Origin of the sequence: Paraburkholderia sp. EB58, from assembly GCF_050436665.1 — a bacterium.
Classification (GTDB): Bacteria; Pseudomonadota; Gammaproteobacteria; order Burkholderiales; family Burkholderiaceae; genus Paraburkholderia.
In genome coordinates, this window is sequence record NZ_JBNDMQ010000004.1 from 123,496 (window position 1) to 137,917 (window position 14,422).

A 14,422-nucleotide genomic window follows, 5' to 3' on the forward strand; every position below is an offset into this window, starting at 1 on the left:
CGAGTCACGCCCGCTATGCCGTTTGTTTGACTATCGAATGTTTGATGCAGGAGGATCGATCCGTCGTGCCCATTTCTCTCAACCGAACCCGTAACCTGACCGCTGCCGCGCTGCTGGGCGTCGCGAGCTTGACAGCCCAGGCACAAAGCAGCGCCGCACCCGACACGGACCAATACATCCCGCTCGAACGCGTGCAGAATACGCGCGACCTTGGCGGCCTCGCGACTGAAGACGGCCGGCGCATTTTGCCAGGGCGCCTGTATCGCGGCGGCAATCCCGCATTCGCTACGCCGTCGGATATCGCGCGTCTGAAGGCCATGCACCTGGACGTTGTGCTGGATTTTCGCGCCGTCAGCGAAAAGACACCTGCCGAACAGGCTTTCGCCGCGCAATTTCCGTGGCAGGCCGATCCGGTGCTTGCGGGGAATCTGTCGCCGGCTGCGATCGTGCCGATGCTCAAGCGCTCGACGCCCGCGCAGATGCACCGGTTCATGGTGGGGCTCTATCAGCAGTTCCCCATCGACTATCAGCCGCAGTTCGCGCGTTTCCTGAAGCTCGCCGAAGAAGACAAGACCATGCTGTATCACTGCACGGCGGGCAAGGATCGCACGGGTTTCGCGACGGTGCTGCTGTTGTCGGCACTGGGCGTCGATCGTGCGACGGTGATTGCGAATTACCTCGAGTCGAACCGCTATAACGCAGCGGGCAACGCTCAGGCTACCGCGCAGTTGCAGAAAATGGGTGTGGCACCCGAGGTGGTCGCGCCGCTGCTTGCAGTGGATCCGGACTACATCGGCGCGGCGATGGAAGTCATCGATCAACGCTACGGCGGGATGCAGCACTATCTCGTCGACGTGCTGCATGTCGATATCCAGCGGATCCGCCAGAACTATCTTGGGCCAGCGACCGTGGTGGGTGCCACCGGACAGCCTTGAGCGGCTTTACGCCGGTCGAGCTCGGGCCGCCGCTTCAGTGCCCAAGCAATGCCGGAACGATGTCGACGAACAGGATCTTGATGATCGTCATCCCCGGAAAAATCATCGCGTAGCCGATATCCGGCTCATCCGTCGGCGCCAGTTTGTTGGCGTATGCAAGGATGGCCGGATTGCCGCAGGCCCCGGCAACAATGCCCGCGACCTGGTCAAACGACATGCTGCAGACGAACATCCCCAACAGAATGACTGGGACAGCAAGCGCGAGCAGCACCACGGCACCGAGTCCCAGCATCAGCAACCCCGTCTCCGAGACGGTCGCGGCAAAGCGCGGGCCCGACGTCATGCCCACCTGCGCGAGAAACAGCGTCAGCCCCAAATTGCGCAGCACAAGATTGGCCGAGAGCGGGATGGTCCAGTTCAGGCCAGCGGTGCGGCGCAATTTGCCGAGGATCAACGCGACGATCAGCACCCCTGAGAGTCCCAGGCCAATCTTGCCGATCCCCGGCAGAGGAATGTTGACTGCGCCGACCAGGAAGCCGAGCGCCATCCCTATGCCGATGGAGATATAGCTGAATTCCGCGGTCCCCTTGATCGAATTACCGAAGAACTTGCGCAACGCCGCGAAATCCGCGGGGCTCGCGAGCAGCCCCACCCGATCGCCAAACTCGAGCACGAGGTCCGGGGTTGGCAGCAGATCGGTGTCACCGCGGCGAACATGCGCGATGACCGTGGCGTTGTTGCCCGGCAAACCGAGTTCGCCTAGCGTCTTGCCTACAACTGCGGGACGGGAGGCAAACACGCGCAGATAGTCGAGATGCTTGCGATCCTTGAGCATCCGGCCCGGCTCTGCCTCGCCCAGACTCTTCCCGGCAAGGTCGAGCGTCTGCCGGTTCGGTCCGACCATCAGCAGCACGTCATGCTCTGCAAGCACCACATCGGGCGTGGCCGGTTCGTTGTGATGCGCCCGGCGGCGCGCCACGATCTGCACATCGCCGGGCAGACCGCCCATCAGTTCGGCCACCGTCTTGCCCGCAAACTGCGGATTGCCTAGCGAGACTTCCAGTATCTCCATGCCGCTGCCTGAGGGCACGGCGACCTTCGGCTTGAGCAGCGCGAAAGTGATGTACAGCAACACGATCGGCCCCGCCACCCCGAATGGATAAGAGACCGAATAACCCACCGCCGGATCGTCGTTGCCAAGCCCGGCAATGGCCGCCTGCAGGGTGGCCGTGCTCGTGCCCGAGCCCGCGAAGAGCCCGAATGCGTGGCCCAGATTGAGTTGATAGATCTTCATGCACACAAGGCTCGCCACGCCGGATAGCAGCACACCAACCAGCGCGATGAGATTCGCCCTTCGTCCATAGGCGCTAGTGAAGCCGAGAAAGAACTGCTTGCCGTACTGTGCACCCACTGCATACAGGAAGAGCGCGAGCCCCAACGTACCGACCATGGCCGCGGGTGCCGACCTGGGCGCGAACCAGCCAATCGCCAGCGCGACAAACAGGACCGCTCCGACGCCGAGAGAAAATCCCTTGATGTTGATTTCTCCCACCCCATAACCGATCGCGATCGTGAGGAACAATGCGAACATCGGCTGCTGCTCAAGCAACGTCTTGACGAACTCCATGGTGGCCTCTCGTCTCGGTTCAATAGAGGGTGCAGCGCGTGCCCATCGGCAAGCCGTCGAGTGCCGTAAATCCCGTGGTGCTGGCGGCGCTCTTATTCAGCACGAGGATCGCGTCGCGCGTCATATGAGTGCCTTTGCAGGCTGTTCCCGCCTCCAGCGAGCGAACAGAGCAGCCACCGCGCATGATGCGAGGCGCGCCGTCCCCCGGTTATCTGGCCACGATCTGCCATCTTGCACAGCGCGCCAGCTTCAACCGTTGTGGGCATACTGGGGTTGACCGTTTCGATTGCTGAAAGTATCGCCACCTTCGGCAACGTGCGGCCAAGCGCATGAGCCAGATCGATCGCGTTCTGGATGATATGTACCTTGTCCTGCAAGGTTGGGAAGATATTGACGGCCGCATCGCTGATGATCAGCGGCTGCTCCAGCGCCGGCACGTCCATGACGAAACAGTGACTGATGCGCCGTTCGGTGCGCAGCCCTGTCTCGCGCTTGACCACGGCGCCCATCAATTCGTCGGTATGCAGACTGCCCTTCATCAACGCGTCGACCGCACCCTCGCCGGCAAGACGCACCGCTATCTCGGCCGACGCGTGACTGTGCGCGGCGTCGACGATCGAGTAGCCCGAGATGTCGAGTTCGCAATGCGCGGCAACGGCGCGGATTTTCTGCTCGGGGCCAATGAGGACAGGGGTGAGCAGGCTCTGCCTTGCCGCATCCACCGCGCCACGCAAGGCGCTCTCATCGCAAGGATGAACCACGCCACATTGCATCGGTTCGAGAGTCTGACACCTGGCAATCAGGCGCTGGTATTTCTCGTGCTTGTATTCCATCGTCTGCGACTCCCGGGGGCTTCGCGCGTCGACGCGCCTTTGCTTCGCCCTGGCTCACCGGCGCGTCCGGGCGACTTCGTCAGAGACTGACTGGATAACTTTAGTATCTCCGATTAATGTTTTCAATGTACGGCCGCCGCCAACCCAGGACATGGTGCGGTAGAACCATGCAACAAGCATGTTCACCCAGCACGCTGCAACTCGCGCCGGGTGACTTGCGCGCTTATTCTTCAAACACGTGATGCAACGGCGGCGGCGTGCCCGAATCGCGCACCTTGATCTCGAACACCTTCCGCGCGATGCTGGCCGGCCGCACATCCGCCGTGTCCAGATAGAACTGCGAATACCAGTCGCGCATCTGATACAACGGACCATCGCCTTCGCACAGCAACGGGTTGTCGATACGCGTCTTGGTGTCCCAGATAGCAACATCTTCATAGAACGCCGCCTGCGCCTGCTTCGAATACGCCCGCGCGATTTCCAGGTTCTGTTCGTCCGAGAGCCCGGGAATCTTCTTGACCATCACGCCATAGCGAAGCTCGAAGCTGTTCATATCAATAGGTACATGACAGTTCAACAGGATCGAGTGAATCGGATGACCGCCGCTCTGCCCCGTCATTTCGGTGATGTGGTACGCCGGTCCGAAATACGTGGACAAGGCGATAAGTTCGTCACCACCCAGGCGTTCGCTACGTCCAACCAGCAGTTGGGTCGCTTTATGCGCTTCGAACAGATTCGCAAAGTAATCGACCGGTGCACCATGCACGGTGGCGAAGTGCGCCATGTCCGAGATGTTGTCGACGAGCTCACGGCAATTGGTCCCGATCACCATCCTGTCGACGACCCAATCCGACCATTCGCCGCTAAAGCAGGCCTCGATGCGCGGAATCGCCACATCCTCACACGGCGCGTTGCCTTCAGGGTCATGCCACACAAACAGTAACTGATTCTGCTCGCAGGTTTGCCACGTGCCGATTTTCGCTTTCGGTGGAATCCGTTTGCAATACGGGATCGACTGGCAATTGCCGGCGCCGTCCCACTGCCAGCCGTGGAACGGACACACCAGCGTATCGCCCTCCACCCGGCCGGTGCTCAGATCCGCGCCCATGTGCGGGCAATAACCGTCCACCACATTGACGTGTCCCTGCGAATCCATAAAAGCAGCGAGCCGTCGCCCGAAGATATTCAGCGTGTGCGGGTTGCCATCCTTGAAATCGCTGGCGAGTCCGAGGCAATGCCAGCCGCGTGCGTAACGCTGCACGAGCGGCTGCGATTCGATCTTGTAGGGACGTGCGGACATGTCTTCTCTCCTCCAATTGAAAAACGGCGGCTCTTCGTGGTGGCCGCCGCTGTCGGTGTTGCTATGGGTGTTGCATGACTTCATGCCTGACGATAGACGCGGCCCGCGCCGCGTTCATCGTCCCGATGGACTAGAGGCGCAGCGAATTGCCATGCTCCAGCGCAGCGGGCTCAGCGTCGTGAGCAGCTGTACCGCGCGCAGGAGCGGACGTTGCCGCCCCGGGCACGGAGCGGCCCGCACGCCGCTCGGCCTGTTCGACACCTAGCCACGCAGCCAGCGCGGGCAGCAAAAACACCGCGCCGAACAGATTGACCAGAAACATGAACGCGAGCAGCACGCCCATATCGACCTGGAACTTCAACGCAGAGAAGGCCCACGTTCCCACGCCGATAAACATCGTCACTGCGGTAAACAGCGCCGCGGTGCCACGCTGACGCATCGCCGCGGCAAACGCGTCAGGCAGGCTCGCACCCGCACGCACCTCGTGCTGTAAACGCTCGTAAAGATAGATGCCGTAGTCGACCCCGACGCCCACGCCGAGCGTAATGACGGGCAGCGTCGCCACTTTCAGGCCAATGCCGAGCGACGCCATCACGGCATTGCACAGAATCGACACGACCGTGAGCGGCACGATGATGCACAGCACCGCGCGCCACGAGCAAAACGTCACGAAGCACAGCAGCGTGATCGCACCGAAGATCGACAGCAGCATGGCCACCTCGGCGTCGCCGACCGCTTCGTTGGTTGCCGCCATCACGCCGACGTTACCGCCAGCAAGGAGAAACTGGATATCCGGCGTGCGGTTGGCCGCCGACAAGCGCTTGATCTCGTCGACGATATGCGCGATGGTCTTGCCTTCGTGATTCGCCGTATAGATCAGTACCTGAATCGCCTGGCAGTTCTCAGTGTTCATGCCGTTGTCGGGATCGAAGGCACTGGCGCCTTGCGTGAGGCCATCGCTCGAACGCGGCAGCGCGCCCCAGCGCGGATTGCCTTCATTGAAGGCGGCAATCGAAACCTTCGCCAGCGACGGCACGCTCACCACCGACTGCACACCCGCCACGCCACGCATCTCCATCTCGAAGCGTTCGATTGCACTCATCACCGGATAGTGCAGACAGGCATCGTCGAAGCCGTGCGTCTCGACGATCACCGCCAGCGCGTCGACGCCAATGTTGTACTCGCTCGTGATGCGGGCATTGTCGAGGTTGTAGCGCGACGCGCTGCGCAACTCAGGCGCGCCCGAACCGATGTCGCCGATCTGCAGCCGGCGCGATTCCTTCGCGCCAAACGCCAGCAGCACCAGTGCAATGGCGAATACGCCCAGGGCGGGAACAGGGCGGGAAAACGTCGCAAAACGCGTCCACAGCCGGCTGCCGCCCGCAGCCGCCTTGCGTTGCGCGCGCGCCAGGGTCCGCGCTTCGAGCCGGGTGTAAGACAGCAGGATCGGCAGAAACACCTTGTTCGTGACGATCATCAGCAGCACGCCCAGGCACGCCGTGACGCCCAATTCGCGCACGATATCGATCTGGATGCGCATGATCACCATGAAACCCAGCGCGTTGGTCAGCAGCGCCACGGTGCCCGGCGCGAACAGCTTGCGAAACGCGTCGCGCGCCGCGTCAGTGGACGACATGCCCGCGACCAGCGCCTGCTTCCACGCGTTGGTCATCTGGACCGCATGCGATACACCGATCGAAAAGATCAGGAACGGCACGAGGATCGACATCGGATCAATGCCGAGACCGAGAATCGGCAAGGCGCCGAGCAGCCACACCACCGGCAGCAGCGCCACGAAGAGTGCAAGCACCGTGGTTTTCGCCGAACGCGTATAGGCAAACAGCAGCGCGGCGGTAATCAGGAACGCCAGCGCAAAGAAACCCACTACGCCACTGATGCCGGCCTCGACATCGCCGACGAGCTTCGCAAAGCCGATGATCTCGACTTCGACATCCTGATTCGAATAGCGCGCGCGAATCTGCTCCAGTTGTCGCGCCACGGCCCCGTAGTCGAGACGTTTGCCAGTAGCCGGATCTGTTTCCCGCAACTCGGCGCGGATCAACGCCGACTTCAGATCGTTGCCGACGAGGCGCCCGATCTGCCCCGAGCGCGCCACGTTACGACGTACTTTGGCGAGATCGTCGGGATTGGCACTGCTGAACTGGCCGGGCACCACCACGTCGCCGCGAAAACCGGCTTCGGTCACCTCGGTATAGCGGACGTTCGGTGTAAAGAGCGAAAACACCCGCGAACGGTTCACGCCCGGAATGAAGAACACGTCGTCGGTGGCGTGGCGCAGGTCGTCCATGAACGCCTGGTTGTAGATATCGCCGTGGCCCTTCCAGCGCAGACTGACGAGGATGGTATTGGCACCGGGGAATGCGCTCGCGTAGCGGTTGAACACCTGCATGTACGGATGCTGCATCGGGATCATCTTGTTGAACCCGGGATCGAGCCGCAGCCGCGTGGCGGAGCAGCCTAGCGCGACGGTGAGCGCGAGGCACAGGACGAGCAGCACACGCCGGTAGCGCATGATGGCGTCCGCGCAACGCTCCACGAAACGTGACAGGCGCGAAGAAGACGGCAAGGGGGAAGGACGGGATGAGGCTTTCATGGACGTCTCACGGCAAGGCAACGGGAAGCGCAGGAATCAAGGCACTTTGGCAGCGAAGGGCCGCGCAGCAGTAGGTGAGTTGAATCGCGCACGCTCGGGAAGGCGCGACGCTGCGCGCGGGTGACGCTGGCGAAGACGGCGGCGAATGCGCCGACGAGGGTGTCGATGAAGATGCCGAAGACTGCGACCGCGCAACGGCCGGCAATAGCGCCATGCCAGCCTCGCCGCCGAGGACGAGTTCCCCGTGCCCCGCATCGACGACCGCCGCCAGGCTCTGCACCCCGCCCACCTTGCGCACTGCAAAGGTTTGCCCGTCGTCGCGCGATGTAACAATCGCGCCGCCCTGCCCGACCAGCACAAGCTGTCCGTCCTTGAGCTGCGTCGCCCCGAAATACGAAGTACCCACGCCGCTATCGACGTGGGTCCACGTGTCGCCCTCATCCGTGCTACGCAGCACGTTGCCGCGCATCCCATAGGCGAGCCAGTCGCCGTCGGCGAGACTCATTACGCCGAACAGCGACCCTTGATATGGCACCGGACGTTTTTCCCAGCTCGCGCCGGCGTCGTCGGAGCGCAATAGCGTGCCGGTTTCGCCTGCAATGACGAGATGGCCGTGATCATCGCCTGCAATCGCATTCAAATGGCGGTCGCCGGCGGGTGTCTTCTCTTCATTCCACGTTGCGCCCGCATCGTGCGAGACGAAAAACTGGCCGAAGCTACCGGTTACGAACACATGGCCGTCCGCATTGCCCCAGACAGACAGCAACGGATCCGAGCGCTTGTGATCGAAATGCACTTCGTTCCAATGCTCGCCGCCGTCGACGCTGCGCACAATCCAGCCGTCATGACCCACCGCAATGCCAATGCGCGGCGAGATGAAGAATACCTGGGTGAGCGTCGAAGCCTCATCCGGCGCAACCGCCGCGCGATGCCACGAACTGCCCGCGTCATCGCTCAGCAGGATCACGCCACGCTCGCCGACCGCGACAAGCCGTGTACCCGCGAAGGCCAGACCGTTGATCTGCAGATGGTTCGCCTGAATCGTGGTCGCCGGGAAAGCCGGCAACGGACGCGGCGAGAACGCAAACAGCGCCGCGCCCAACACCGCTGCCGACAGCAGCAAACCAGGAAAGGTTGTTTTCATGTTTGTCTCCTCCGATTGCGGTCTATGCCGCTATTTCGAAGAGTGCGGCGGCACCCATGCCGCCACCGATACACATTGTCACGACGACATAACGCACGCCGCGCCGTCGCGCCTCGAGCAAACCATGCATCGTCATGCGCGTGCCCGACATGCCGAACGGGTGGCCGACCGCAATGGCGCCGCCGTCAACGTTAAGCCGTTCTGCGGGAATGCCGAGCTGATCGCGGCAATAGATGACCTGGCACGCAAATGCCTCGTTCATCTCCCATAGACCGATGTCGCCCACCGTCAGGCGATGCCGTGCGAGCAGCTTCGGCACGGCAAGCGCTGGACCAATACCCATTTCATCTGCTTCGCAACCCGCCACCGCCATGCCGCGATAGATTCCCAGCGGCGCGAGTCCTCGCGCACGCGCCTCAGCGGCGCTCATCACCACGACCGCCGCCGCGCCGTCCGATAGTTGCGACGCGTTGCCTGCGGTGATGAATTCGCCCTGGGCGACCGCTTCGCCGCCGCTCCATACTGGTTTGAGCGCCGCGAGACTTTCTGCGGTGGTGTCCGCGCGATTGCATTCGTCACGCGTGGCCCGCACGCTCTCGCTGCCGGCCGGTTTGCCTTCCTTGTCGAACAACGCCCTCTGCGCATCGAACGGCACGATTTCAGCGTCGAAGCGGCCCGCTGCCTGCGCCGCCGCCGTGCGCTGCTGACTGAGCAGCGCATAGTCGTCCTGGGCCGCGCGACTGATGCCGTAGCGGCGCGAGACCACCTCCGCCGTCTCGATCATCGCCATATACGCTGCCGGCTGCCGCGCGAGCACCGCCTCGGAACGGGCCCGATACGCGTTCTTGTGCTTGTTCTGCGTGAGCGTGATCGACTCGACGCCGCCGGCTACCACGACGCGCGCATCGCCGCACATCACGCTTTGGGCTGCGCTCGCAATCGTCATCAGGCCGGACGAACACATCCGGTCCATCGCCATGCCCGCCACCGAGGCGGGCAAACCCGCTGCAATCGCCGACAGGCGGCCGACGTTGTAGCCCTGGGTGCCCTGCTGCGCGGCGCATCCCATCAGGACATCGTCGATCTCTGCAGGGTCGAGCTGGGCGCGCTCCACGGCCGCCCGCACCACATGTCCACCCAGTGCGGGCGCTTCGGTATCGTTGAACACGCCCCGGTACGCTTTGCCGATCGGTGTGCGCGCAACCGAGACGATGACCGCTTCGTTCATGAAATATTCCTCTACGGGTTCTACAGGTAATAGCGGCTAATGGTGTCAGCGACGCAAGCAGGCTTGCGCTCGCCTTCGATTTCAACCGTCACGCGAATCCAGGCCTGCACACCGCCTTCAATCGCTTCGACACGCAGCAACTCGCCCACGCCACGCAAGCGCGCGCCGACGCGCACCGGTGCCGGAAAGCGGATCTTGTCGCAGCCATAGTTGACGCCGAGGCGCGCGCCATCGATGCGTACAATCTGCGGCAAAAAGAAATTGACGAGCGACAGTGTCAGGAAACCGTGCGCGATGCACGCGCCAAATGGACCGTGCTGCGCGCGTTCGGGGTCGACGTGGACCCATTGATGATCGAGCGTCGCGTCGGCGAAGCCATCGATGCGCGACTGCTCGATGGTGAGCCAGGCGCTTTCGCCCAGGCGCTTGCCGACCGCCGCCGCGAGTTCATCCGGATGGGCAAACACGCGAGCGTGCAGTGTGTTTTGCACCACAGGAGCGAGTGCGCTGTCCATCACGCGTGCTGACTGCTGACCGACAGGACTTCGCCTGTCATATACGATGCGTAATCGCTTGCCAGAAAGACCATCACGTTCGCCACCTCCCAGACTTCGGCGGCGCGCCCGAAGGCTTCGCGCGACGCCAGTTGATCGAGCAGTTCGGCCGAAGCCGCTTTCTTCAGAAAATCGTGCAGTGCAATACTTGGCGCCACCGCGTTGATACGCACGCCATAGGGCGCCGCTTCCAGTGCTGCGCAGCGCGTCAGGGCCATCACGCCGGCCTTCGCCGCGGCGTAGTGGGCCTGTTCCGCCTGCGCCCGCCAGCCCAGCACCGACGCGTTGTTGACGATCACGCCACGGCCACGTGCCTGCATGTGCGGTAGCATCGCGCGCGTCATGCGGAAGGTGCCGGTAAGGCTAATGTCGATCACCCGCGACCATTCGGCATCGTCCATTTCGACGATGCGGCGTGCGCCGCCGAGACCCGCGTTGTTGATCAGCACATCGACGCCTGCCATCCGCGCTTCGGCATCGGCGATCAGGGCGCGGACCTCTTCCTCGACCGATACGTTGCACAGGCGGCCATAGACTTCCTTCAGGCCGGTCTCCTCACGCAACGTCTCAACGGCCTGGGCAAGCCGCTTCTCGTGGATGTCGGAGATGAACAGCGCGCGGCAGCCTTCTTCCGCACAACGCTTCGCGGCGGCAAAGCCGATGCCGGCGCCCGCTGCGGCCGTGATCAGCACCGCTTTGCCGGCAAGCAGGCGATGGCCCGGCACGTAGGCCGGCGCGGCCCTGACTGCGTGGGATTCATTCATGACGTTCCTCGGGGTTCCCTGGGCATGCCGAGCCCGCGCTCGGCCATGATGTTGAGTTGAATTTCGTTGGTGCCGGCGTAGATTGTGTCGGCTCGCGAAAACAGGAACATGCCCTGCAGGCGCGTGCGCTTTTCGTCCTCAGCGCTGACCAGGTTGGCGTTCGGACCGAGTACGTCCATTGCCAGTTGGCCGAGCTCGCGGTGCCAGTTCGACCAGTAGTATTTGTAGATCAGCGCCTCGCGGCCCAATGCGCCGCTGCTCGTTCCATTTGCGCCGCCGCTTTTGGGTTCCGCGCCGGCTAGCATGCGCAGCGCGTTGTAGCGCATCACGCGCAAGCCGGTCCACGCGCGTGCGATTCGCTGGCGGACCACCGGGTCGTGGACGAGGCCTGCATCGCGCGCCGCATCGATCACCCAGTCCAGCTCGCGTATGAACTGCATCTGCTGACCGAGCGTCGACATGCCGCGTTCGAAACCGAGCAAGGTCATCGCAATGCGCCAGCCGTCGCCGGGCGCGCCGACCAGATCGCCAGCTGCCGCGATGGCCCCGTCGAAAAACACTTCGTTGAATTCCGCCCCGCCATTCAATTGCTTGATGGGACGAATCTCGATGCCGGGTTGCGTGAGCGGTATCAAAAAGAACGACAGCCCGCGGTTGCCACGCGATTCCGGATCGGTGCGTGCGAGCACGAAGATCCAGTCGGAGTCGTGCGCGAGCGAAGTCCAGACCTTCTGGCCAGTCACACGCCATGAGCCGTCTGCATCCAGCACGGCACGCGTGCGGACGTTCGCGAGATCCGAACCCGCGCCGGGTTCCGAATAGCCCTGGCACCAGAACTGTGTGCCTGCAAGAATGCCCGGCAGGAAGCGGGCGCGCTGGTCCTCGGTGCCGCACGCGATCAGCGTCGGGCCCAGCAGACCTTCACCGATATGCCCCATGCGGCCGGGGCCACCCGCTCGCGCGTACTCCTCGTGAAAGATCACCTGTTCGGCCACCGACAACCCGCGGCCACCGGCTTCCTTCGGCCAGCCGAGCCCCGTCCATCCGCCTGCTGCGAGTTCGCGCTCCCATGCCTTGCGCAGGGCCGGCCAGGCTTCTTCGTCGCCTGGACCGCCGCGATACCTGAGGCAGGCGAACTCGCCGACGAGATGAACGCGCATCCAGGCGGCCACTTCGGCGCGCAGCGTCTCGTGCCGGGTTGCTTGATCTGTTTCGTGGTTCATGGCGTAACTCCTGCCAGCACCTGGGCCGACGGCGACGCATGACGGGACACAACGGCGTCCACGAACGCAGTCGTCGAGGCGAACGACTCGCGCTGATCGATCAGTTGTTGTGCGACATATGCGAGCAATTGCTGCGTCGTGCCGAACTGCGCGCTCGATGCATAGGCCCGTTTGAAATAGAACTGCGGGTCGTATTCCCACGTGAAGCCGACACCACCATGCAACTGGATCGCTTCCTGCGCGCAGAAACGGAATGCGTCATTCGCGGTGGCTTTGGCAGTGGCGATATCGGCGAGTACCTCAGCCGCGAGCGTGCCGCGCGTGCCATGCGTGATGCCTGCGGCATCCCACACTTTCGCCGCGCCGAGCACGGCAGACCGGGTTGCTTCGACCTCGACCATCATCTGCGCACAGCGATGCTTGACCGCCTGGAATGAAGCGATCGCGCGGCCAAACTGCACGCGCTCTGAGGTGTAGGCCACGGTCAGATCGAGACACTGCTGCGCGCCGCCGAGTTGCTCGGCGGCCAGCGCCAATGCCGCGAACCATGCGGTGCGTGAGAGCGCCCATTCAGCAGAGCGCCCCTCAGCAAGCACTGCCGTCCGCGGCACTTCCACGGATTGCAGTTCCACTCGCGCCAAGGGCCGCGTCGCGTCGAGCATGACAAGCGGCGTGCGGGTGAGTCCGCACGCATCGGGGTCGATCTCAAACAGCGCCACCGCCTGCGCTTCGTTGGCGATGCGCGCGGGCACCAGCAGAAGGTCAGTTGCCGCGCCGTCGAACACCTGCTCGACCGTGCCGTACAGCCGATACCCCTGCGCCGTTCCCTCAGCGTGCACGCGAAGCTCGCTCACACCGAGGGGCGCCGTCATCGGCAGCGCCAGCGTGGCACTCACCTCGCCGCTCGCGATTCGCTCAAGCCACACGTCGGCCTGTGCGGAGTCACATTGTGCAAGCGCCGTCGCCGCCAGACATGCCGTGCTGAAGTACGGTACGCAGGCAAGACGCCGCCCCATCTGCTCCATCAGCAGGACCAGTTCCATCGCACCGAGCCCCGCGCCACCCGCTGCCTCCGGCACCGCAAGTGCGCACCAGCCGAGTTCGCCGGCAAGCGTGCGCCACAACGCCTCGTCGCGCCCGCCGCTGTGCTCAAGCGCATGCCTGACCGCCGCCGACGCACTGCGCTCCGTCAGCACATCCGCCGCGGCCTCGCGAATCATGGTCTGTTCTTCGGAAAGTGCGAGGTTCATCGCGTCAGCTTCCGTAGACCTGTTGCGCGGGGCGCGCTTGCGCGACCAGTTGCGCCACCGCAGCGCCGACCTCGGCCGCATTCCAGCGCCCGCCCTTGTCGACACGCGGCCCGGTACGCCAGCCTTCGGCGACCGCGATCATGCCACCGGCCGCTTCAAACACCTGGCCCGTCACCTCAGCGGATAGCGTACTTCCCAGCCACACCACGAGCGGTGCGATATTGGCCGGATCGAAGTAGTCGAAGGCACCGTTCGCGGGCTTTTTCATCATCTCCGCGAACACGCCCTCGGTCATCGAGGTGCGTGCCGCCGGTGCCAACGCATTCACACGCACGCCGTAACGAGCCAGTTCGGCTGCCTGCATTAACGTCAGCGCAGCAATACCTGCTTTAGCAGCGCCGTAGTTCGCCTGACCAATCGAGCCTTGCAGTCCCGCTCCAGAACTCGTATTGATGATACGGGCATCCACCGTCTGCCCCGCCTTCGACGCCTCGCGCCATTCACACGCAAGCAATTGCGACAAACAGAAATGTCCACGCAAATGCACGCGCATCACGTCGTCCCAGTCGCGCTCGGTCATGCTCGTGAACATCCGGTCACGACAGATACCGGCGTTGTTCACCAGCACATGGATCTCGCCGAATGCGGCATGCGCGGCATCGACGATGCGTTGCGCCGTGCCAAGGCGGGTGATGTCGTCGGCATTGGCGAGCGCACGTCCACCTGCGCGAATGATCCCGTCGCAGACCGCTTGCGCGGCCTCAGGGCGGATATCGTTGACCACCACGGCGGCGCCCTCGGCGGCAAAGGCGAACGCGTATTCGCGGCCCAGCCCGCCGCCCGCGCCGGTGATGATCACGGTGCGGTCTTTGCAGATTCCCATGCTTTACCTCGTGAAGGGTGATGCGAGTGATAGGTGTGATTCGGATGAGACGCCCGGAGACGCTCAG

The 14,422-nt window shown here is 63.4% G+C and carries 10 protein-coding genes and 2 pseudogenes; 1 reads left to right on the top strand and 11 read right to left on the bottom strand.

Translation table 11 applies throughout. The features are described 5' to 3' along the window. Positions 1-65: 65 nt before the first annotated feature. Entirely contained in the window at positions 66-935 is an 870-nt protein-coding gene (locus P3T40_RS07730; protein ID WP_429267098.1) for a tyrosine-protein phosphatase, read from the top strand. A 34-nt stretch (positions 936-969) separates the two neighbouring features. On the opposite strand, the gene P3T40_RS07735 is transcribed toward P3T40_RS07730, so the two are convergent. The 11 genes and pseudogenes from P3T40_RS07735 to P3T40_RS07785 form a co-directional block, all read right to left on the bottom strand. Continuing rightward, positions 970-2,562: an aspartate:alanine exchanger family transporter gene (locus P3T40_RS07735; protein ID WP_429267099.1), complete on the bottom strand. Its 1,593-nt coding sequence runs from the start codon at positions 2,560-2,562 to the stop codon at positions 970-972. Positions 2,563-2,762: 200 nt separating this feature from the next. Further along, a pseudogene (locus P3T40_RS07740) lies at positions 2,763-3,395 on the bottom strand (bifunctional enoyl-CoA hydratase/phosphate acetyltransferase); the annotation flags it as partial. A 223-nt stretch (positions 3,396-3,618) separates the two neighbouring features. Further along, a complete protein-coding gene (locus P3T40_RS07745; protein ID WP_429267100.1) occupies positions 3,619-4,695 on the bottom strand; it encodes a Rieske 2Fe-2S domain-containing protein in 1,077 nt (358 codons plus the stop codon). 130 nt (positions 4,696-4,825) lie between these two features. Further along, positions 4,826-7,309, bottom strand: coding sequence for an efflux RND transporter permease subunit (locus tag P3T40_RS07750; protein ID WP_429267101.1), 2,484 nt, complete (start codon positions 7,307-7,309; stop codon positions 4,826-4,828). A 202-nt stretch (positions 7,310-7,511) separates the two neighbouring features. Then, positions 7,512-8,453: pseudogene (locus P3T40_RS07755) on the bottom strand (WD40/YVTN/BNR-like repeat-containing protein); the annotation flags it as partial. Between the two features lie 22 nt (positions 8,454-8,475). Beyond that, the gene (locus tag P3T40_RS07760) at positions 8,476-9,681 is read right to left on the bottom strand and encodes an acetyl-CoA C-acyltransferase (RefSeq protein ID WP_429267102.1); all 1,206 of its coding nucleotides are present in this window, start codon (positions 9,679-9,681) and stop codon (positions 8,476-8,478) included. 20 nt (positions 9,682-9,701) lie between these two features. Beyond that, a complete protein-coding gene (locus P3T40_RS07765) occupies positions 9,702-10,196 on the bottom strand; it encodes a MaoC family dehydratase (RefSeq protein WP_429267103.1) in 495 nt (164 codons plus the stop codon). Continuing rightward, positions 10,196-10,999 carry an SDR family oxidoreductase gene (locus P3T40_RS07770; RefSeq protein WP_429267104.1) on the bottom strand — a complete coding sequence of 268 codons (804 nt, stop codon included), beginning with the start codon at positions 10,997-10,999 and terminating at the stop codon, positions 10,196-10,198. The genes P3T40_RS07765 and P3T40_RS07770 overlap by 1 nt, the downstream gene beginning before the upstream one ends. After that, positions 10,996-12,222, bottom strand: a complete 1,227-nt coding sequence (locus tag P3T40_RS07775) for an acyl-CoA dehydrogenase family protein (protein ID WP_429267105.1) — start codon at positions 12,220-12,222, stop codon at positions 10,996-10,998. The genes P3T40_RS07770 and P3T40_RS07775 overlap by 4 nt, the downstream gene beginning before the upstream one ends. Then, positions 12,219-13,472: an acyl-CoA dehydrogenase family protein gene (locus P3T40_RS07780; RefSeq protein WP_429267106.1), complete on the bottom strand. Its 1,254-nt coding sequence runs from the start codon at positions 13,470-13,472 to the stop codon at positions 12,219-12,221. Before P3T40_RS07780 ends, P3T40_RS07775 begins: the two co-directional genes overlap by 4 nt. A 4-nt stretch (positions 13,473-13,476) precedes the next feature. Continuing rightward, entirely contained in the window at positions 13,477-14,355 is an 879-nt protein-coding gene (locus P3T40_RS07785) for an SDR family oxidoreductase (RefSeq protein ID WP_429267107.1), read from the bottom strand. Positions 14,356-14,422: the final 67 nt, after the last annotated feature.